The sequence below is a fragment of the Chryseobacterium sp. c4a genome, assembly GCF_009900745.1.
Taxonomy (GTDB): Bacteria; Bacteroidota; Bacteroidia; order Flavobacteriales; family Weeksellaceae; genus Chryseobacterium.
On sequence record NZ_WXVU01000001.1, the window covers coordinates 671,944 to 694,767 of the forward strand.

At 30.7% G+C, this 22,824-nt stretch carries 20 protein-coding genes and 1 pseudogene; 20 read left to right on the forward strand and 1 reads right to left on the reverse strand.

Annotated elements, in window-relative coordinates; all coding sequences use genetic code 11:
- Positions 1–121: 121 nt before the first annotated feature.
- The 18 genes and pseudogenes from glyA to GTR01_RS03210 all read left to right on the forward strand — a co-directional run bounded on the left by glyA (position 122) and on the right by GTR01_RS03210 (position 19,186).
- Positions 122–1,387, forward strand: coding sequence for a serine hydroxymethyltransferase (glyA, locus tag GTR01_RS03125; protein WP_160136397.1), 1,266 nt, complete (start codon positions 122–124; stop codon positions 1,385–1,387).
- Positions 1,388–1,437: 50 nt separating this feature from the next.
- Positions 1,438–1,902, forward strand: coding sequence for a regulatory protein RecX (locus GTR01_RS03130; protein WP_410492566.1), 465 nt, complete (start codon positions 1,438–1,440; stop codon positions 1,900–1,902).
- A gap of 307 nt (positions 1,903–2,209) precedes the next feature.
- Positions 2,210–4,138, forward strand: coding sequence for a polysaccharide biosynthesis protein (locus tag GTR01_RS03135; protein WP_160136399.1), 1,929 nt, complete (start codon positions 2,210–2,212; stop codon positions 4,136–4,138).
- Positions 4,139–4,183: 45 nt separating this feature from the next.
- Positions 4,184–5,002 carry a polysaccharide biosynthesis/export family protein gene (locus GTR01_RS03140; RefSeq protein ID WP_160136400.1) on the forward strand — a complete coding sequence of 273 codons (819 nt, stop codon included), beginning with the start codon at positions 4,184–4,186 and terminating at the stop codon, positions 5,000–5,002.
- Between the two features lie 8 nt (positions 5,003–5,010).
- Positions 5,011–7,422: a GumC family protein gene (locus GTR01_RS03145; RefSeq protein ID WP_160136401.1), complete on the forward strand. Its 2,412-nt coding sequence runs from the start codon at positions 5,011–5,013 to the stop codon at positions 7,420–7,422.
- The gene (locus GTR01_RS03150; protein ID WP_160136402.1) at positions 7,423–8,712 is read left to right on the forward strand and encodes a nucleotide sugar dehydrogenase; all 1,290 of its coding nucleotides are present in this window, start codon (positions 7,423–7,425) and stop codon (positions 8,710–8,712) included.
- A 45-nt stretch (positions 8,713–8,757) separates the two neighbouring features.
- Positions 8,758–8,958 (forward strand): annotated as a pseudogene (locus GTR01_RS03155) (UDP-N-acetylglucosamine 2-epimerase); the annotation flags it as partial.
- A gap of 92 nt (positions 8,959–9,050) precedes the next feature.
- Positions 9,051–10,325, forward strand: a complete 1,275-nt coding sequence (locus GTR01_RS03160; RefSeq protein WP_160136403.1) for a flippase — start codon at positions 9,051–9,053, stop codon at positions 10,323–10,325.
- 2 nt (positions 10,326–10,327) lie between these two features.
- On the forward strand, positions 10,328–11,371 hold the full coding sequence (locus GTR01_RS03165) for a hypothetical protein (protein ID WP_160136404.1): 1,044 nt from the start codon (positions 10,328–10,330) through the stop codon (positions 11,369–11,371).
- A 60-nt stretch (positions 11,372–11,431) separates the two neighbouring features.
- Positions 11,432–12,472: an EpsG family protein gene (locus GTR01_RS03170; protein ID WP_160136405.1), complete on the forward strand. Its 1,041-nt coding sequence runs from the start codon at positions 11,432–11,434 to the stop codon at positions 12,470–12,472.
- Position 12,473: 1 nt separating this feature from the next.
- Entirely contained in the window at positions 12,474–13,298 is an 825-nt protein-coding gene (locus tag GTR01_RS03175; protein ID WP_160136406.1) for a glycosyltransferase, read from the forward strand.
- Positions 13,299–13,306: 8 nt separating this feature from the next.
- Positions 13,307–14,047: a glycosyltransferase gene (locus tag GTR01_RS03180; RefSeq protein ID WP_160136407.1), complete on the forward strand. Its 741-nt coding sequence runs from the start codon at positions 13,307–13,309 to the stop codon at positions 14,045–14,047.
- A 34-nt stretch (positions 14,048–14,081) separates the two neighbouring features.
- On the forward strand, positions 14,082–15,218 hold the full coding sequence (locus tag GTR01_RS03185; RefSeq protein WP_160136408.1) for an N-acetyl sugar amidotransferase: 1,137 nt from the start codon (positions 14,082–14,084) through the stop codon (positions 15,216–15,218).
- Entirely contained in the window at positions 15,215–15,829 is a 615-nt protein-coding gene (gene hisH, locus GTR01_RS03190; RefSeq protein ID WP_160136409.1) for an imidazole glycerol phosphate synthase subunit HisH, read from the forward strand. Before GTR01_RS03185 ends, hisH begins: the two co-directional genes overlap by 4 nt.
- 4 nt (positions 15,830–15,833) lie before the next feature.
- Positions 15,834–16,610 carry an AglZ/HisF2 family acetamidino modification protein gene (locus tag GTR01_RS03195; protein ID WP_160136410.1) on the forward strand — a complete coding sequence of 259 codons (777 nt, stop codon included), beginning with the start codon at positions 15,834–15,836 and terminating at the stop codon, positions 16,608–16,610.
- A complete protein-coding gene (locus tag GTR01_RS03200) occupies positions 16,600–17,634 on the forward strand; it encodes a polysaccharide biosynthesis protein (protein WP_160136411.1) in 1,035 nt (344 codons plus the stop codon). Before GTR01_RS03195 ends, GTR01_RS03200 begins: the two co-directional genes overlap by 11 nt.
- A gap of 9 nt (positions 17,635–17,643) precedes the next feature.
- Positions 17,644–18,066: a WxcM-like domain-containing protein gene (locus GTR01_RS03205; RefSeq protein WP_160136412.1), complete on the forward strand. Its 423-nt coding sequence runs from the start codon at positions 17,644–17,646 to the stop codon at positions 18,064–18,066.
- A gap of 1 nt (position 18,067) precedes the next feature.
- Complete coding sequence (locus GTR01_RS03210; protein ID WP_160136413.1) at positions 18,068–19,186, forward strand: NAD-dependent epimerase/dehydratase family protein; 1,119 nt, start codon at positions 18,068–18,070, stop codon at positions 19,184–19,186.
- A 3-nt stretch (positions 19,187–19,189) separates the two neighbouring features.
- On the opposite strand, the gene GTR01_RS03215 is transcribed toward GTR01_RS03210, so the two are convergent.
- On the reverse strand, positions 19,190–20,335 hold the full coding sequence (locus tag GTR01_RS03215; protein WP_160136414.1) for a glycosyl hydrolase family 28-related protein: 1,146 nt from the start codon (positions 20,333–20,335) through the stop codon (positions 19,190–19,192).
- A gap of 60 nt (positions 20,336–20,395) precedes the next feature.
- Here GTR01_RS03215 and wecB point away from each other — a divergent pair, with 60 nt between their 5' ends.
- Both wecB and GTR01_RS03225 read left to right on the forward strand, forming a co-directional pair.
- Complete coding sequence (gene wecB / locus GTR01_RS03220; protein ID WP_160136415.1) at positions 20,396–21,532, forward strand: non-hydrolyzing UDP-N-acetylglucosamine 2-epimerase; 1,137 nt, start codon at positions 20,396–20,398, stop codon at positions 21,530–21,532.
- Position 21,533: 1 nt separating this feature from the next.
- Entirely contained in the window at positions 21,534–22,739 is a 1,206-nt protein-coding gene (locus GTR01_RS03225; RefSeq protein ID WP_160136416.1) for a glycosyltransferase family 4 protein, read from the forward strand.
- The last annotated feature ends 85 nt before the right edge of the window (positions 22,740–22,824 follow it).

Here is a 22,824-nt window from a genome sequence, read left to right on the forward strand (position 1 = left end):
TGATTTGATTGTTTTTCCGTCTTTTCATTGTTTTGTGTTTAAAAATCATTCCTGTTGATACTAAAATCTCAACGAAAAATCCGTACATTTGGGGTGAAAAATTTCAAAAACTAAAAGTAAAATGGATATTATTTTCGACCTGATTGAAAAGGAAAGACAAAGACAAGCCCATGGATTAGAACTTATCGCATCAGAAAATTTTGTTTCTGAAAATGTGATGAAAGCAATGGGGAGTGTACTGACAAATAAATATGCTGAAGGGTATCCCGGGAAAAGATATTACGGAGGATGTGAAGTGGTAGATGAGGTTGAAACATTGGCCATCAACAGAGCAAAAGAACTTTTCGGTGTAGATTATGTAAACGTTCAGCCGCATTCCGGATCTCAGGCAAATGCAGCCATTTATCTTGCAGTTTTGAAACCAGGAGATAAAATCATGGGAATGGATCTTTCAATGGGAGGACACCTTACTCATGGTTCTGCAGTGAACTTCTCAGGAATTCAATATGAAGTAGTTTCTTACGGAGTAGAAAGAGAGACTGGTCTTATCGATTATAACCAAATGAGAGAAGTTGCTTTAAGAGAAAGACCGAAAATGATGATCGCAGGATTCTCAGCTTATTCAAGAGATCTTGATTATGCTAAATACAAAGAGATTGCAGACGAGATCGGTGCAACACTTTGGGCTGATATTGCTCACCCTGCAGGTCTAGTAGCTAAAGGATTATTAAACTCTCCATTTGAGCACTGCCACGTTGTAACGACAACTACTCACAAGACATTAAGAGGACCTAGAGGAGGGATGATCATGATGGGGAAAGACTTTGAAAATACATATGGCCACAAAACTCCAAAAGGAGAAACAAAAATGATGAGCCAGGTATTGGATGGAGCTGTATTCCCAGGAATTCAAGGAGGCCCGTTAGAGCACGTAATTGCTGGTAAAGCAGTAGCATTCGGTGAAGCTTTGGATGGTCAGTTCGAAACGTATGCAAAACAAGTGAGAGCTAATGCTCAAGCTTTATCAAAAGCAATGATCGACAGAGGATTTGATATTGTAAGCGGAGGTACAGATAACCACCTGATGTTGGTTGACCTTAGAAATAAAGGAGTAAACGGTAAAGAAACAGAAAAAGCTTTAGTGCTTGCTGATATTACATGTAACAAAAACATGGTTCCTTTCGATGATAAATCTCCATTTACAACATCTGGTATCAGATTAGGTACAGCGGCGATTACAACAAGAGGACTTAAAGAAAACGATATGGAAACTATTGCAGGATTAATCTCTGAAGTAGTAGATAATATCAAAAATGAAGAAGTTCTTGCCTCTGTAAGAAAGAATGTTAATGAATTAATGGAAGGGAAAGCATTATTCAACTACTAATATATAGTATAATATAAGATAAAGAATGGGCGAAGGCTCATTCTTTTTTTATTCACATGGAAAAGAAATCTTTTACTTTTGATGAAATTAAACAGAAATTGGTGAGCTATTGTGTTTATCAGGATCGTTGTCATGCAGAAGTGGAACAGAAAATGAGGGAGTTTTTGCTGATAGATGAAGCAAAAGAAGAAATTATTCTCTACCTTATGAAAGAGAATTATCTCAATGAAGAAAGGTTTACGAGAAGTTATATACGCGGCAAGTTTTACATCAAACACTGGGGGAAAAACAAGATTAAAATGAATCTTAAACAGAAGCAAATATCTGAAAAACTGATCAGTATGTGTTTTGATGAAATATACGAAGACGATTATATCAAAACCATCACAAGGATTTATGAAGATTATTCTTCCAAGCAAAAAGGTCTGCAGGAATATCAGAAAAAAGCAAAGACCATAAAATATTTGATGAGCAGAGGTTTTGAATATGAGAAAATAAATGATATTTTTGACTGAAATGTAAATAAATCAAAAAAATAAATACATTTAGAACTAATAAAAAAGGAAAGATAAATTTTTAAAAAAAGAGTGTATTGATTGTAAATTTCACCTTACACTGAATTTTTATGGTATGATTTTTGTCAATCATTTTGCTCTATTGACTGACTTGTAATAATTTCAATAAATAGTTAAACATCAAATTTATTTTTGATTTCAGTAACAGAATAGAATTTTATTTTATTTTTGCATAATTGTATCGAAATTATCATTGGTGGATAATGGGATCTTACACTAATTAAAAATATGGACACAAATATAGACAATGTATAATTCTCTTAGAAAAAAAATATTTGGAGGAGATAATATTGTCAATCTCTCAGACGTAAGATATCTTCCTAGATGGATAATACTTGTAATAGATATTATTATTCTGGTTATATCTTTATTTCTTTCTACCTACATTATAGAAAAAATTACCCAAAAGGAATTTGTTTATCATGAAGATAAAAGTATTGTTTTTGCTTTTATTATAATGGTAAATACATTCTTTATGTATATCTTCAAAACCTATGCGGGGATTATCAGACATTCTACCTTTATAGATCTGTTTAAACTTCTTATATCGTGTTTCTGTACAATGTTTGTTGTTGCCACGATCAATGTAGTATATTTTTGGATAACAGGTGGAAAGTTTATTCTAACCCCTTATCTTGTTTTATACTTTGTAATCTCTTTTATGGGATTATTTCTATTCAGATTATATGTGAAAGAGTTTTTTCACATTGTGAGAGAGTATAGAAGAAGTGCATTGAAAAAAAGAATATTAGTACTAGGGATTGATGAACAATCTATTGCCATTGCAAGAGCTATTTTGGATAATCCTAATCTTCCTTATCAGGTAGTAGGTTTTTTGACCCAGAGAACCGATTCAAAAAGAGCCTCGTTACTTGGCAAACCTATCTATGGAAAAGAAAAGATTGAAAATAGTACTAAGGATGATCTTGTTATTGATGGAGTGATTATTGTAAAAGAAATGATGGCTAAGGATGAAATGAACTCTTGGGTCAATTTATTCCTGGAAAAAGATTTGAACGTCTTTAAAGCTCCATCCGTTCAAAAATTAAGAGATAGTGATTTAGGTGGTTCAATAAGAAATCTTCAAATTGAAGATTTACTTAATAGAAAGCCAATTAAAATCGAAAATGAGGAAGTTAAAAGCAGGCATTTTGGTAAAAATGTCTTAGTAACAGGTGGTGCTGGCTCTATCGGGAGTGAAATTGTTCGCCAGGTTGCTCAGTTTACTCCTTCCTTAATTGTTGTTCTTGACCAGGCTGAAACTCCATTATATGACATTGAACTTGAAATGAAGGAAAAATTTCCTCATATAAGGTTTAAGTTTGTTCTGGCTGACGTATCCAATATGAATAGAGTGGAAACGTTATTTCAAACCTATAATTTTTCAATGGTTTATCATGCTGCAGCTTATAAACATGTGCCATTGGTTGAAGATAATCCTAATGAAGCAATTCGTGTAAATGTGTTGGGATCAAAGAATATCGCACTTTTATCAAGCAGATATAAAGTGAATAGATTTGTAATGATCTCTACAGATAAGGCTGTTAATCCTACAAATGTAATGGGAGCATCAAAAAGAGCTGCCGAATTATTTGTACAGTCATTGCAACATGCTGAAGGAAATACAACAAAATTCATAACCACCAGATTTGGAAATGTTTTAGGGTCAAACGGTTCGGTTATTCCTCATTTTAAAAAGCAAATTGAAGCAGGTGGGCCCGTTACTATAACTCATCCGGATATTGTAAGGTATTTTATGACAATTCCTGAGGCTTGTGAACTTGTTTTACAGGCTGGAACCATGGGACAAGGAGGCGAAATATTTGTTTTTGATATGGGTGAACCTGTTAAGATTTTAGATTTAGCCAACAGAATGATAAAGCTATCAGGGTTTGAACCTAATATTGATATAAAAATTATTTATACTGGATTAAGACCTGGAGAGAAACTATATGAGGAGTTATTAAGTGATAACGCTAAAACTCTTCCTACACACAACGAAAAAATTATGATTTCAAAAGACCCTGCAATGTCATTTGAAGAAATAGATAATCTGATTCATCTCATTACAGAGGCTTCCATAATGAAAGAGAAAGTAGAGGTCGTAAAAATTTTGAAATTAATAGTTCCTGAATTTAGAAGTAATAATTCTATTTATGAGGTTCTGGATAAGTAAGAAAAGAAGAAAAATATAAATGTATATTTGTACAATTTAAAAAATATGAAGGGAAAAATATTGGCAATATTTTTGGCATTAGCATTCGTTTCTTGTAAAGTAAACCAAACTAAGCCAAATGACTTGAACTATATGCAAAATATAGAGAAAGTTGCTATAGAAGCATCAGAAAAAAATTCTAAACCTACAATACAAGCAGGCGATCAAATGATTATTTTGATCACTGCAAAAGATATGGACGTGGTAAAACCGTTCAATCAAAATTATTCATCATCAGAACTTGTACAAAGTAATACAATGGCTGGAGGAAACACACCCAATCAAGGAATGGTGACTGTCTCAGGGCCTACTTATATTGTAGATGCTAATGGTAATATTGATTTTCCTATTCTAGGAAAAATAAATACTTCAGATAAAACATTGGTTCAGTTCAAAGAGGAATTGAAACAAAGAATGACGAAATACATTATTGATCCAACAGTGAATGTTAGATTGGTAAACTTCAAGGTTACTGTTTTGGGAGAGGTAAATAGGCAAGGTGATTATGTAATATCTAATGGACAAGGCACTATTTTAAATGCACTGGGGCTAGCAGGAGATCTTACAATGTATGGAAAAAGAGATGATGTTTTGGTTATCAGAACAGAAAACGGTCAGGTTACCCATGGAAAAGTAAATTTAAGGGATGCTAATTTGATCAATTCACCATATTATCATCTTAGACAAGGAGATGCAATTATAGTGGCATCAACTAATACTAAAGATCTTACAGCGAAACAAAATCCTAATACAGGACTTTACCTAACTGCAGCTTCTATTGCTATTACCGCAGTAGCAGTTGTCGTAAGTTTAATCAAGAAGTAAAATAATTAATGGACAATCAGAGCTTTCACCGACCAGAAGAAAAGAAAAGTATCCTTGAAAATTTAGATGTAAAAGAAATTATTAAGCCATATGTAAGAAGATGGCCATGGTTTATTGTAACTTCAATTATAGCCGTTATAATTGGTTTTGTTGCATTAAAATTCATGACTCCTATATATAATGTTCAAACAACAGTTCTTATAAAAGATGCTAAAAGTTCTTCACCTGGAGTTGCAACAACAGATTTAGGTGTTTTACCTGATTTATCTAGTTTTGGTGGTTTGAAAACCAATAGTATTGCCAATGAAATAGAAATACTAAAATCCAAAAAGCTAATGAGAGATGTTGTCATTAGCCAGAATCTTCAAACGAATATCATTGCTAAAGGTAAAGTAAGAAACTTTGAGCTTTACAAAGAAACTTCTCCTATCGAGGTTAAAGTTATTAATGAAAAGAAAGATTTTGTATCGTCAACTGAAACAGGAGTTGTAAAGTTGAATATTGATGGGGATAAGCTAACTCTAAATTTGGACAAACCTGAAAAACAAATCATTTCAGGCTTTGGGAAAACAATCAGTCTTCCGTATGCTAATATTATTATAGTTAAGAATAAAAAATTTGACCCAGCGTCTATTAAAGATATAGATGTTAAGAATTTAGAATTATATATCTCATCAATTGAGACTAAAACCAATAGCTTACAATCTGATCTTGAGGTAAATTTGGTGAACAAAGATGCTACGGTTGTGAAGCTGGACATGAAATATCCACAGATTAGTAAAACAGAGGATATTCTTAATTCCTTGATTATAGCATACAACATGGATGCTATTGTAGATAAAAACTCAGAGTCTAAAAAGACCCTTGATTTTATCGAAGATAGAATTAAAAAATTGTCTGTAGAACTTGGACAAGTTGAGAATCAGAAAGAAAGCTTTAAATCACAAAACAATCTTACAGATCTTGAAACTGAAGCTAAAATCAATCTTCAAAGTTCTGCTGAAGCAAGAGCAAAACAATTGGAAGTGGACGCTCAGCTGGAACTTACGAATTCTTTAATTAATTTCGCTTCCAGACAAGGGCAATATCAGGTTTTACCTTCTAATGTTGGCCTCAATAATGCTGATGCTACAGCAGGAATTGTTTCTTATAATCAATTGATTATACACAGAAACCGATTGTTGGAATCTGCAACTACAGAAAACCCAGCTGTTGTTGATGTAACGAAGCAAATTAATGCGATGCGTACTTCAATAATGCAAAGTTTGCAAAGAAATAAAACTGGTTTAGAGCTTGCAAGAAATGAATATCAAGGAGAGCAGAATAAAGTTTCAAATAAGATTTCAAAATTACCATCTATAGAGAAAATATTCAGAGGTATTGAAAGACAACAGCAAATTAAAGAGAATCTATATCTTTTATTATTACAAAAGAGAGAAGAAACTGCAATCGCACAATCTATCACGGCTCCTAAGGCTAGAGTAATAGATACAGCATATGCTTCTAATGCTCCAGTTGCTCCTAAGAAGAATATTATTTTGGCAGTAGCTTTCCTTATAGGACTGGTTATTCCTTTTATTATTATTTATTTATTAGAGCTGCTGAACAATAAAATAACAACTAAGCATGATTTAGAGAAATTGATTCATGCCCCTGTAATTGCAGAATTACCAAGTCTTGAAAAAGGAGATTCTGAAGTGGTTCGAATGAATGATATTACGCCTATGGCGGAAGCATTTAGAATTTTGATTACCAATATGAATTTCATGCTTCCTAAAACAAAGAACAAAGGGAAAGTGATATTTGTTACTTCTACAGTAAAAGGAGAAGGGAAAACTTTTACCTCTGTAAATTTGGCTTTAACATTAGCTAACCCAAAGAAAAAAGTAATTATCATAGGATCGGATATTAGAAATCCTCAGCTACAGAGATATAACCCTGCTAGAAAAGGATTAATGGGACTTACAGAATATCTTTATTCGGATAAAACAAAGCTGGAAGATGTTATTCATGTTTCAACTTTTAATCCATACCTAGATGTTATTTATTCGGGGATGATACCTCCTAATCCTACTGAGTTATTGTCTAATGGACGTTATGAAATACTTCTTGACGAACTTAAAACGAAATATGATTATATCATTTTAGATACAGCACCATTATTATTAGTAACAGATACATTCTTGATCGCGGAGCTTGCGGATGCTACATTATACGTATCAAGATCCAAGTACACAGAAAAAGCTTTGACTGAATTTGCGAACAATAATATCGACCAGAAAAAAATTAATAATGTAGGGTTTGTATTAAATGATGTCAATAGAGAAAACTTAGGCTACAGTAATAAATATGGATATGGATATAATAATGTAGAAGAAAAAAGCCTATTTCAAAAAATTAAAAACCTGTTCACAAAATAGATGAAAACTTATAAAATTGCCATTATTGGTCAAGGATATGTAGGGTTACCATTAGCTCTGGAATTTGCAAACTATTACCCTGTTTTTGGTTTTGATATTAATACTGAAAGAATTAGCCAACTTAATAATGGTAATGATATAACATTTGAAGCTGATCCTGACAAGCTTTTAAAAGGATTGAGTAGTTATACATCTTCCCATGGGAAAATAGGATATAATCCTACGAGTGAACTATCAGATATATCAGATTGTAATATCTTTATAGTTACAGTTCCTACGCCTATTGATAAATATAATGCACCTAATCTAAATCCTCTGATCTCTGCTTCAAAAATGCTTGGCGAGATCATAAAAAAAGGAGATATTATTATTTATGAGTCAACCGTTTTTCCAGGCTGTACAGAGGAAGAGTGCGTTCCTGTTTTGGAAAAATATTCAGGGCTTGTATTTAATCAAGATTTCTTTGTAGGATATTCTCCGGAAAGAATTAATCCTGGAGATAAAGTAAATACACTTACAAGTGTGAAAAAAGTTACATCTGGGTCTACTGCAGAAATTGCAGAAGAAGTGGATGAGCTATATAAAAAAATTATTACAGCAGGAACTCATAAAGCTTCTAGTATTAAAGTGGCAGAAGCTTCAAAAGCAATTGAAAATGCACAGCGTGATGTTAATATTTCTTTTGTTAATGAACTTGCTCTAATTTTTGATAGAATAGGTATTGATACCCATGATGTTTTAGAGGCGGCTGGAACTAAGTATAACTTTTTAAAGTATAAACCAGGGTTAGTGGGAGGTCATTGTATTTCCGTAGATCCTTATTATCTGGCACATAAAGCAGAACAACTTGGCTATCATCCTGATGTAATCTTATCAGGAAGACGTGTGAATGACTCTATAGCAAAGTTTATTGCATCAAAAGTAGTGAAGCTACTCATTGAGAAGGGCGGTGTTATTAAAAATTCTGAAGCTCTAATCTTAGGAGTTACTTTTAAAGAGAATTGCCCGGATGTTAGAAATACAAAAGTAGTTGATATTTATAAAGAACTCATTGACTTTGGAATTAATGTAGACATTTATGATCCATGGGCAAATAAAGAAGAAGTGGAGCATGAATATGGAGTTCATATTTTAGCGAAACTTGAAAATAAAAAGTACGACTCTATTATTCTAGCAGTATCACACAACGAATTTTTGGAAATGGATATTCAAAAATTGAAAAAAGATAATGCAGTGGTCTTTGATGCAAAAGCTTGTTTAGATAGAAGCTTAGTAGATGCTCGGCTTTAATACACCTTTATAAAACAATATTCAAACAAAATAAAAACATTCATAATGAAGAAGAATTTAGTCATTTTTGGAACGCGTCCAGAAGCTATAAAAATGGCTCCTTTGGTGAAGCAGTTACAACAGGAATCTACTTTTGAGACTAAGGTTTGTGTTACCGCTCAGCATAGAGAAATGTTAGACCAGGTTTTGAATTTCTTTTCAATTACTCCAGATTATGATTTAGATATTATGAAGCCTAATCAAAATTGATTTAATAAATTAAAGAATAGATTTAAATAATATTTGGTATATATTAAACTGGACTGAACATAAATAGAATTTATTATGAGTAAATACAGATGATGAAAGAAATTAATAAGATATTTAAGAATTTAAAGAATAATAAAAATTTAGTAGGTAATTTTTCTTATTTATTTATTATCAATATTGCTAATTATATTATTCCTTTTATCACATTTCCTTATATCGTTAGAATAATTGGTGTTGAAAAATTTGGGTTACTATCATTTGCTTTATCAATAATTACTTACTTTACCATAACAGTTGATTACGGATTTAATTTATACGCTACTAGAGAGGTATCTATACATAGAAATTCTATAACAAAACTAAATGAAATATTCAGTAATGTTATCTTTATTAAGATAATGTTATCCATTCTATGTTTTTTCGTATTATGTATTATTATAAGTTTTTTTCCAATCTTAGCAAATGATCCACAAGTATATCTTTATACATTTGGTATTGTGATAGGCCAGGCTTTATTACCTGTATGGTATTTTCAAGGTATAGAAAAAATGAAAATAGTTTCTGTACTGTTCTTTATTTCAAAATTTTTGTCATCAGTACCTATTTTTTTTTTAGTAAAATCAAAAGAGGACTATTTAATAATACCTTTATTAAATTCCATACTTTCTATAATAATGGGAATTATAGGGATTGTTATTGTATATAAACAAGGTGTTCGGTTCATTTCTATTTCTAAAAGCTCTGTATATGATTACCTGAAAAATGGATGGCATTTGTTTTTGTCTAATCTTTCGGTATCTCTTTATACAATTTCAATAACTACAATTTTAGGGTTCTTTTCAAATAATACGATTGTTGGTTATTACAGTATTTCAGATAGGCTTATAAGTGCTATTAAAAGTGTTATTTCTCCTTTCTCTCAGGTATTTTATCCATACCTTAGTAATATATTATTGACCTCTAAAGAGAAAGTGATCGCAATAAATAGAAAATTATTAATTTTTGGGGGGATCTTTTTTTTAGTTCTTTGTTCCGGATTGTTCTTGTTCGCTAATGAAATAATATGGGTTATATTTCATAATAATTCTAAAGAGGTTATAAATGTTTTCAGAATAATGTCATTCATTCCTTTCATTATTTATGTACATACTGTTTATGCTTTATTTACAATTTTAGTTTTTGGCTTTAATAAAGAGTATAGTAAAATAATTATTTCTGGTGGAGTTATTAATTTATTAATTGCATTTATATTAATACCCTTATATTTCCATATTGGAGCAGCACTATGTGTTGTTATTATAGAAATATATATTGGTGTACGATATATATTATTCTTAAATAGTAAAAATATAAAACTTATCTAATAGTGAAAAAAGTATATATATATTTATTAGCTTCGTCCATTAAAGATGGAGGAATGGCTAGGAATTTTGCTTTTAAAAATTACATATATCCTGTAGATGTTAACATTAATGTTTATTGTAAAAATATTTTTGAGAGGGTACTTTTAATGATAAGAATGACATTCTTTTTTCTTTTTAGCAAAAAGAAAAAAGTTTTTATACATCAAGGGACACTTATATATATATATCCTATTATTCTATTGAAATTCGGTCTCATTCGATTTTTATTCAAAAGAGGAATAGAAATTTTTATTAATAATAATACGGTGTATTTTGAAGTTAATGATTTGCCATATGAGCAATCAATAGATCTTGGATATGAAGTTAAACAAGAAAATCTTTTCTTCGAGAAATTTTTATATAGTCAATTGAAACTAAATTTCATATTTGCTTCCAAAGAAATGAGAAATTATGCTTGTGAGCAATATAACATTGATATACGTAATACACAGGTTATTTTAAATGGAGGATATGATCTTGAAAGTAATTTTGAAACCAATAAAGAATTATTAAGTTCAAAAATTAAATATGTTTATTGTGGCACCCTAAATAAAGGAAGAGGGATTCAGGAAATTATAGAAATATTTAAAGAAAATACAGATTTACTTTTAGTCCTCCTAGGAACAGAAGGAGAATGGATTTCTGAAGATACAGAAATTACTGAAAATATTATTTACTTGGGTAGTTTAGAAGAACAAGAAGCTCATAAAATTGTCGCTCAATGTGATATTGGTATCATCAATTATGATGAGGATAAACTTTATTATAATATTTGTTTTCCTACAAAGGTATCCTTTTATATAACAGCTGGTATAGCTGTTCTTTCTACCCCTTTAAAGGAATTAGTAAATGACTTTGGGGATGTATTTATTTTTTCAAAAATTAAAGATTTTGAAAAAACGATTCAACAGATTTCCCATGAAGATGTTGTAAAATACAAAAATAAAGTTATAAGTATTAAAAATAATTACAGTTGGAAAAGTCTACTTTCACAACTTGAATTTTAATAAAGATTATTCTATAAGTAAATAGACGAATTAATTATGTGGATATATTATATAGTTTTTTTGGGAATAGCTCTTTTAGGAGGGATGCCTATCAATAGAACAATCAAGACACTTGCGATAATAATAGTGCTCACACTATTTGCAGGAAGCAGATTGTATATTGATAATGATTATTTTTTATATCGGTTTTTTTTTGAATTTATTCCCAGAAGCTTTTCTGAATTTAAGCAGGAATTTGGGGTTGATAATTGTATTTACTTTGTAACTTCATTTTCAAGACTTCTCTTTTATAATACAGAGAGTATCATCAATTTTTCATTTTTAGTCTTTGCTTTTTTGGGTGTTACCACAAAAATGATTACCATCTCAAAGTATGCTCATTATTATTTTTTATCCGTATTAATATATTTTACAAATCTTTTTCTTATTCAGGAAATGACCACGATTAGAGCTGGAGTAGCTGCCGGAATATTTTTAATGGCACTTCCGGATATGATTGAAAAGAAATATTGGTCATTATGCCTGAAAATTGCATTATGCTTTGTTTTTCATTCCAGTAGTGTATTTTTTATAATCGTTTTTGTATTAATTAAATTTGTTAAGGATATTAAGTACTATTATATTGCTTTAGGAATTTCAGCTTTGTTAGTTCTTTCAAATGTAGATATTGTAAGCCTCTTAAGATTAGATCTAATATCCCCTAAAGTAGCAGTTTATCTCGAAATTATGCGTTGGCTTGATGAGGGAAAAGTTAATATATTTAATTTTAGAATTATTATTTCATTATTTTTCTTAGTATATTTTGCTTTTGTTTATAAAAAGCATATAAAGAATGATGCGACTTTCGATATGTTATTTAAAATTCACATTATTTCTTTATTCTTATTTTTTGCTTTAAGTTTATCTGCAGTTACATTCTCGCTAAGATCCTTTGAGCTTTTAAGTGTAATTCATATTCTTCTTTATCCACTTATCATAAAAACAATGCATCCAAAGTTTAAAATTTTTGGACCCATTATTATTATCATTATCTGTATATTCCAGCTTTATTATATGTTGGATATAGCTATTATGTTCAAACCATATAAATCTTGGCTTTAATATGATCTTATTCGGAATTGTCACCTATAAAGAAATATTTTGGGAATGTAAAACCTTTCAGACCCTTTTACACTCTTTTAGAAAAAATAAAAAAGAGGGTGAAAAAATACATGTATTTGTATTTGATAATACAGATATAGATACCTGGAATTTAACAATACCAAGTTTTGACGATATCAAGCTTTATTATATACATAATAAAACGAATCCGGGAATTTCTTTTGCATACAACAGTATCGCTGAGTATGCTAAAAATGAAAAAATTAATTATATAACATTTCTGGATCAGGATACAGAATTACCGTTAAACTTCTATGAGGTATATAGTAATAGTTGCTTGACCAATCAACCATTGTATGCTCCTAAAATTTATGCTGAGGATAAACTTGTTTCTCCAAGCAGATATGTTAATTTTAGGTCTGTTTTATTTGAGGAGATCACTGAAAAAGAACTACCCTTACAAAGAATTTCTTGTATCAATACAGGAATGATGATAAAAACAGAAACTTTCTTTATGAATAAAGGATATAATCCAAGTCTTAGATTAGACTTTTGTGATCATGAATTCATTGAAAGGCTTTCTCGCTTTAATATAAATATGTCAATTCTTCAGGTTAGGATTAACCAGAATTTTTCATTTTTAGAAAATACCAAGCAACAAGACATCTCAAGATATAAATTATTTGTAAGAGATCTAAAAGTATATGCCAAATCAAGTGGAAAGGAAACAAAAATGTTTTTTTATGTAGATTTACCAAGGCTGTTAAAACTTACATTTAAACATAAAACCTTGGCGTTTTTTAAAATCAGATTAGGAATCAATTAAGAATTAAAATGGAGAAGAACAATAGTGTATCAATATGCATGGCAGTATATAATGGAGAGAAATATATACAAGGACAGCTTATCTCCATTCTTGATCAACTGGATGAAGGTGACGAAGTCATTATTGTAAATGATTTTTCCAAGGATAATACCGTTGATATTATCAAATCATTTCAACACCCCCAGATCAAGATTTTTGAGAACGAAAAAAATATGGGCCATGTAAAATCATTTGAAAAAGCAATAGCACTTTCTCAAAATGAATTTATCTTTCTGAGTGATCAAGACGATCTTTGGATGCCTAGTAAAATAAAATTTTTTAAGGATTATTTAGATAAAAATAATGTACAATTAGTCTCTTCAAGTTTTATATGTTTTGATAATGATTATAATATTAATAATGACAAAATTTATAAATTAGATAGAAATACATCTGATAAATATTTTGAAAATATTATTCGTATTTTCTTAGGCAATATTCCTTATTTTGGATGTGCAATGGCATTCAGAAGAGACTTTTTAAAAGTTATACTTCCTTTCCCAGATTACATCGAGGCGCATGACCTATGGATTGGGATGGCATCAAATATTATAAAATCTAATTTACATATTGAAGAAAATAGTATTTTGCATAGAATTCATAATGCCAATGCAACAACATCTAAAAGATCAATTATAAAAAAAATAAATTCCAGATATATCTTTTTAAAATCTTATATTGAGCTGAATAAGAGGAAGAAAAATATATAGATTATTTGAAGCCAAAACATACACAAAAACATAAATGAGGAAATATCAAATTTGTACTAAAACCATTATGGACACGTCTGATTCGGGTATCATTTTTAATGAAGCTGGAGAAAGTGACTATTATACAAATTTCATTGAAAATATATTGCCTGTTTGGAATTATGGAAAAGGGAGAGAAAATGACCTAAATGAAATCACAGCAAAAATCAAGAAAACCAATTCTAATAAAGATTTTGACTGTATTATAGGGTTAAGCGGAGGATTAGATAGTTCCTATACTGCTTATATTGCCAAAGAAAAAATGGGGCTTAGGCCTCTGTTGTATCATGTAGACGCTGGATGGAATACACATCAGGCCGTAGGTAATATAGAAAAACTTGTTAATGGTTTGAATTTAGAGCTGTATACAGATGTTATCAATTGGGGGGAAATGAAAGATCTTCAAAGGTCTTTTTTCCATGCTCAGGTACCAGACGTAGATATGCCACAAGATGTGGCTTTTTTTTCAAGCTTATATAAGTTTGCGAGAAAGAATAATATTAAATACATTTTAACAGGATCTAATTATAGCACAGAATGTTGTAGAGAACCTGAAGAATGGGGAGCATACCCAGGGATTGATTCAATTTTAATTAATGATATTCATGCTAAATATGGTAATAAAAAGCTGAAAAGCTTTCCAATCATAGATATTTTGATGTACAAAATTTTCTATCGATTTATTTTAGGAATGAAGGTTTTTCATCCTCTTAACTATGTTGAATATGTAAAGAATGATGCAGAAAAGTTGTTAAATGAAAAATTTAATTGGCAACCTTTTCAGCATAAGCATCATGAATCTCGTTTTACCAGCTTTTATGAAGACTTTTGGCTTCCGCAGAAGTTTGGTTACCAAAAAAGGAGAGCTCATTTTTCAAGCCTTATTTTAACAGGGCAGATGTCAAGAGAAGAAGCTTTGAAAAGAATTTCTATACCAGAAATCGATGATCAGTCACTTAAAAATGAATTTGATTTCGTCGCACAAAAACTAGGTTTTGAAATTGAAGAATTTAAAAATATTTTTGATAAGCCTAATAGAACCTTAAATGATTTTAAATCTAAACGTAAGCTGATAAGTTTAGGTATAGAAATGACAAAATTTTTAAAACTAGAAAGAAGGCTGTTCAGATGATTACAGTTATAAATTATGGAGTAGGTAATATAAATGCATTTATAAATATTTATAAAAAGCATGGCATCCCAGCCAATATTGCAACCCATTTTCGAGATTTAGATAATGTAAATAATCTTATTCTACCAGGAGTCGGATCATTTGATTATGCTATGCAAATGTTAAATGCTTCTGGGATGCGGGAAAGATTGGATGAGCTTGTCTTGAATGAAAAAAAAAATGTGCTTGGTGTATGTGTAGGAATGCAAATGATGGCTATGTCAAGTGAAGAAGGAAAATCTGAAGGATTAGGTTGGATAAGAGGTAAAGTAAAGAAAATAAATACTGCACCAATTAAGCATAGATCAAAATTACCTCACATGGGATGGAATATGGTGAAATCCATCAAAGATCATGTGATTTTTAAAGATATGCAGGAAGAAGAACTTTTCTATTTTCTACATTCATATTATTTTGAAGTTGAAAATGAAAAAAATTGTTATGGATTGACACATTATGGAAAAGATTTTGCAAGTATTATCCACGAAGAAAATATATATGGAATACAATGTCACCCTGAAAAAAGCCACACAGCAGGAGAAACTTTTTTAAAAAATTTTGCAAAATTATAAAAATATGCTGCAGCCCAGAATCATAGTAAACTTATTGTTGCAAGAGGATGAGCTTGTGAAAACAAAAAAGTTTAAAAATCCACAATATATAGGTGATCCTATAAATACTGTGAAAATTTTCAACGAAAAAAAAGTTGATGAACTTTCTATATTTGACATTGGGGCCACAAGAAATAATATTGAACCCAATTATAAACTTATTGAACAAATAGCAGCACAATCCAGAATGCCGGTTTGCTACGGAGGGGGAATAAAAAATGCAGCGCAGGCTCAGAAAATTTTTAATTTAGGTATTGAAAAAATTGCTTTAAGCAGTGCAATATTTCAGGTACCCAACATCATAGAAACTATTTCTGAAAAAGTGGGAGCCCAAAGTGTCGTTGCTGTTTTAGATATTAAGAAGAGCTTATGGGGTGGCTATGAGGTATTTATTAATAATGGAAAAACTCAAGTAAAGGATAATCTTTTGTCCATATTAGCTATGCTTGAGAAGAAAGAAGTTGGTGAAATTGTAATCAATAATATAGACAATGATGGTACAGGAAAAGGATATGATTTCCATCTTATTGAAAAAGTAAGTAAAGAAATCTCAAAACCTTTAACTGTTTTAGGAGGAGCAGGCTCCTTAGAAGATATAAAAAAACTTTTTAAAAATTTTGGAATAATAGGAGCAGCTGCAGGAAGTCTATTTGTCTTTAAAGGAAGATATAATGCGGTTTTGATTAATTATCCAGATGCAGAAACAAAAAATACTCTTTATAATATAGATTATGCAAATTAAGAATAAAACACTTTTAATTACAGGTGGTACAGGATCTTTCGGAACCGCGGTATTGAGAAAATTTATAGAAACAGACCATTTTAAAGAAATCCGTATTTTTTCCAGAGACGAGAAAAAACAGGATGATATGAGAAATCAGTTTAAAAATAATAAATTGAAATTTTATATTGGAGATGTAAGAGATTTTAATAGTATAGAACCTGCTATGAGAGGGGTTGATTATGTTTTTCATGCTGCTGCATTAAAACAAGTACCTTCTTGTGAGTTTTTTCCTATGCAGGCAGTAAAAACAAATGTTGAAGGAACACAGAATGTTATTGAGGCAGCTGCTAAAAATAAAGTACAAAAAGTAATCTGTTTAAGTACTGATAAAGCAGCTTATCCTATCAATGCCATGGGAATTTCTAAAGCAATGATGGAGAAAGTAGCCGTAGCAGCTTCCAGAAACTTAGAAGACACTGTTGTATGTCTTACCAGATATGGTAATGTAATGGCATCAAGAGGATCTGTAATTCCTTTATTTATTAAGCAGATTAAAAATGGAGGAGAGATCACCATCACAGATCCTAATATGACCCGTTTTTTGATGTCTTTAGAAGAAGCCGTTGATTTGGTATTGTTTGCATTTGAACATGGAAATCCTGGAGATCTATTTGTGAATAAAGCTCCTGCAGGAACTATTGGAGACTTAGCACAGGCGTTGAAGGAAATGTTGAAAGCAGACAATCCTATAAAAATTATTGGAACGAGACATGGTGAAAAATTATATGAAACACTATGTACTCGTGAAGAAATGATCAAGGCAGAAGATATGGGAGATTTCTATAGAATTCCTGCAGATAATAGAGATTTGAACTATGCTCAGTATTTTTCTGAAGGAATAGAAGATATATCAAAAATTGAAGATTATCATTCTCATAATACTCAGCAGCAAGATGTAGAAGGAATGAAAAATCTTCTATTAAAACTTCCTTTGATTAGAAAAGAGGTTTTGGGAGAAGATGTGATGCAGTATCCTGATTAAAAATTAAAAATGAAACTCCCGGAAATTTTTGAAGGAGGACAGTTTTCTGATGAAAGAGGAAGACTTATTTTCAATAATATCTTTGATGCCTCTGAAGTTAAAAGGCTATATTATCTTGAAGATATAGATACTGAATCGATAAGAGGCTGGGTTGGGCATAAAGTTGAACAACGTTGGCTTTCAGCAATACAAGGAAAATTTATAATCAAATTGATATCTATTGATAATTGGGAAGTTCCTTCTAGGAAGTCCGAAATTATGGAATTTGAATTAAGCTCCGGAAATTTAAATATTTTACATATTCCTCAAGGATATGTAAGCGCAATCGAAACCAAAGAAGAAAAATCAAAATTATTAGTAATGGCAGACTATTCTTTAGGTGAAATAGACGATAATTATCGTTTCCCTATTGATTATTTTGAAAATTTATAAGATGAAAAAAATAGGAATTACAGGTCAAAATGGGTTCGTAGGATCTCATTTATATAATACATTAGGTTTAAAGCCAGATCAGTTTGAGAGAATAGATTTTGAAAGAGATTTCTTTGAGTCTCCTGAAAAACTGGATGAATTTGTGAAGCAGTGTGACGTAATTGTCCATTTGGCCGCAATGAATCGTCATCCTGAACCTCAGGTGATCTTTGATAGTAATATAGACCTAGTAAATAGGTTAATCAGTTCGTTAGAAAGAACAGGATCAAAGGCTCATGTTTTATTTTCATCTTCATCACAGGAAGAAAAAGATAATTTATACGGCAGATCCAAAAAAGAAGGAAGAGAGCTTTTTGCTGCATGGGCTGAAAAATCTGGAGGTCACTTTACAGGATTAGTAATTCCAAATGTTTTTGGTCCTTTCGGAAAACCCAATTATAATTCATTCATTGCAACTTTTTGTTATAAACTTACTCATGGAGAATATCCTGTTATTGACCATGATGATGAGGTGAAACTGATTTATGTGGGAGAACTTGTAGAGGAAATTATCAATAAAATAGAAAGTGAAACATCTGAAAAATTATATGAAGTTCCATATACCTCAGCCAATAAGGTTTCAGAAGTACTTAAAAAATTAGAAAATTATAAGAATCTATATTTTGAAAATGGAGAAATTCCGGTATTGGAAACTACATTTGATCTAAATCTTTTTAATACCTTTCGTTGTTATTTTGATATCAAAAATCATTATCCAGTCAAGTTTACACAACATATAGATCCAAGAGGAGCATTTGTAGAAGTCATCAGATTAGGAATAGGGGGTCAGTGTTCATTTTCAACAACAGTTTCGGGAATTACAAGAGGTAATCATTATCATACCCGAAAAATAGAACGATTTGCGGTAATAAAAGGCAAAGCCTTAATTCAATTGAGAAAAATTGATACTGATGAAGTGATGGATTTCTATTTGGATGGAACGGAACCAGCTTATGTAGATATGCCAATCTGGTACACTCACAATATTAAAAATATTGGAGAAGAGGAACTATATACTATTTTCTGGATTAATGAACCATTCAATCCAGAAGATCCCGATACCTATTTTCTAGAAGTTTAAAAATTATTTTTGATCTATAATTTTTGGAGCCTTAAAGGATGAATTTCTATTTTTCATAAGTTCATTTTTTAGGGCTCTATTGCTATCAGGATCCATATCAATGGTATTCCTTGAAAGATCAGCATCATCACTTACAATAACTTTTGTAGGACGCGAGCTTACAGTAACATTTTTTTCAAAAATATTATTGCTGGTGCTGCCTACTAGTTGGTAGAGTGTCTGAGATTTATCCTTATTAGCAGTATCTCCGTCTCCGTTTACAGCAAAAAAATTGTTGTTGATTACGTTATTATAAGAATTACTGACAGATACACTTACATAATGTCTTTCAAAATAATTATTATTAATCATATTGTTGGATGCTTGATCGATAACAACGCCTCTTCCCGTGCTTTTTAAATTGGATAATTGAGATGTTTTATCAACATTCAGATAACCTGCAAGGTTATTTTCTATCATATTATTATTGATGAAATTAGCAAATGATCTTCCCGTAATATAAATTCCAATAGAATTATATCTCATTTCACTTTTAGTAAGATATACACTTGTAGATTCTTTGTCAAGTAAAACACCAATACCATTATTGCGGATAAAACAATTCGTTATAAAAGTATAGTATGCTGATAGAATCTCAATTCCGTTATTAGCAAAGCCCTCTATTTGAATATCCTCAACTCTGGTTCTTAATCCAAAAATTTTTATACCCGTACTTTTGGTGCTGTTTGCATACTGAGGTTTAGGATCAAAAACATTTTTATCATCACAATTAGGGCCTAATAATGTCAGGCTTTTAATATAATTATACCCATCTATTATGTGCTCATCACCATTTCTTTCCAGAATGATAGCTTCAGAATTGGGGTTCTTTACTTTTATGATTGTACTATTTATAAACTCACCTGTTATACTAATAAACTTATTGAGGATTATAGGTTTTGAAATAATGTAGGTGCCAGACGGAATAAAAAGATTTACATGTCTCTTTTGTTTTCCATATTTCATGTTGATATCGTTTACTGCTTTAGTAAAGGCATTGGTGTCATCAGATACACCATCACCTTTTGCCCCATAGTTTTTAATATCGATATTTTGGGAGAATGAGAAAACAAATACTGTTAGGAAACACAATGTTAAATAACTTTTCATACATTATCATTAAGGAGTTTAAATATAAAAAATTATCTTTGTAATGGCAAAAAAAATGCAATGAAGAGATTAAAAGTAATGACTGTCGTAGGAACACGACCAGAGATTATCAGATTATCAAGAGTGTTATCTGCTTTAGACAGTTCTGAGGCTATTGAGCATATCATCGTTCACACAGGACAAAATTATGATTATGAACTTAATCAGATTTTCTTTGAAGATTTAGGGCTTCGCAAACCAGACTATTTTCTTGAAGCAGCAGGAAAAACTGCTACAGAAACTGTAGGGAATATACTTATTAAAATTGACCCGCTTTTAGAAGAATTAAAACCTGATGCATTTCTTGTTTTAGGAGATACAAATTCTTGTTTGTGTGCAATTCCTGCAAAAAAACGTCAAATCCCGATTTTTCACATGGAAGCTGGAAACAGATGTTTTGATCAAAGAGTTCCGGAAGAAACTAATAGGAAGATTGTAGACCACACTTCGGATATTAATCTAACATATTCTGATATTGCAAGAGAATATTTACTAAGAGAAGGCCTTCCTGCAGACAGAATTATTAAAACAGGTTCACCAATGTTTGAAGTGCTCAATCATTATTTACCTCAAATAGAAAGTTCTGACGTTTTATCAAGATTAAATCTGAAAGAAAACAAGTATTTTGTAATTTCATCCCACCGTGAAGAAAACATTAATTCTGAAAGAAACTTTAAAGGATTAATGGAATCTTTAAATGCGATTGCAGAAAAATATCAATACCCGATAATTGTCTCTACGCATCCACGTACCAAAAATATGATTGATAAGATGCAGATCGAAATGCGTCCTGAAATACAATTTTTGAAACCTTTAGGTTTTCACGATTATAATGCCCTTCAGATGCGTTCATTTGCTGTACTTTCAGATTCTGGCACAATTTCTGAAGAATCTTCAATTTTAAATTTTAGAGCCCTTAATATCAGAGAAGCTCATGAAAGACCTGAAGCAATGGAAGAGGCCTCAGTAATGATGGTTGGACTTTCTCCTGAAAGAATTTTACAAGGGCTTGTTCAGCTACAACAACAGCACAAAGGAAGTGAAAGAAATTATAGACAAGTAGCTGATTATTCAATGCCAAATGTGTCCGAAAAAGTAGTTCGAATCATTATAAGTTATACTGATTATATTAACAGAGTTGTCTGGAGAAAAGGATAGGATGAATATATTGTTTCTTACCTTAGTTAAAATAAATACCTTGCAGGAGCGAGGTATCTATCATGATTTGATGCGTGAGTTTTCAGATCATAACCATCACGTTTATATTGTAAGCCCAATAGAAAGACGTGAAAATCAAAAAACTGATGTGAAAGTAGAAGGGAATGTAACCTTTTTAAATGTAAAAACCTTAAATATTCAAAAAACAAATTTTATTGAAAAAGGTATTTCTACATTGACCATAGAAAAACTATTTTTACATGCTGTTAAGAAATACTTTTCAAAAGTAAAATTTGATCTGGTAGTTTATTCTACTCCTCCTATTACATTTACAGGAGTGATTAAATATATCAAAAGAAGAGATAATGCTAAAACATATTTACTCCTTAAAGACATTTTTCCGCAAAATGCAGTAGATATGAAAATGTTATCAAAAAAAGGGATCTTATATAATTATTTCAGAACTAAGGAAAAAGACTTGTATACCATTTCAGATAAAATTGGTTGTATGTCTGAAGCTAATGTAAAGTTTGTTTTAGATCATAATGCCTATTTATCTAAAGAGAAATTAGAAATTAATCCTAATTCTATAAAATTACAACCATCCGCAGATATTTCAGAGGTTGAAAAAAAACGGATTAGAGAAAAATACCAGATACCAGATCAAAAAAAGGTTTTCATATACGGCGGTAATTTAGGAAAACCTCAAGGGGTAGATTTTCTTATAGAAACATTACAGGCAAAATCTAGTGATAGCAATGTGTTTTTTGTTATTGCAGGGTCAGGAACAGAATATGATAAGTTAAAAAATTGGTTTGATAATTTTAAGCCTAAAAATGCATTATTGTTTTCAGCCATCCCTAAAACAGATTATGATCTTTTAGTTCAATCCTGTGATATAGGGCTTATTTTTTTACACAAAGATTTTACTATTCCTAATTACCCTTCCAGGTTACTTTCTTATTTAGAATTTAAAATGCCGGTATTGGCTGCTACAGATCCAAATACAGATATCGGTGATGATATTGTTAGAAATAATTGTGGTATGGCAGTTTATTCAGATGATCTGAAGGCAATGATTAATGCTATTGACAATTTTAGGGACATGGATGATGCACAATTTGAGATATTCAGACAAAATAGTTTTAACTTTCTAAAAAAAGAATTTCAAGTTAATCACTCTTATTCCAAAATAATTAATGCTTAATGCTATGTAAAGAAATATGTTTTTCCTACTCAGTTTTAATATATAATTCAGCAATCAGTTTTAATAGAAATTTTAATACAATAAG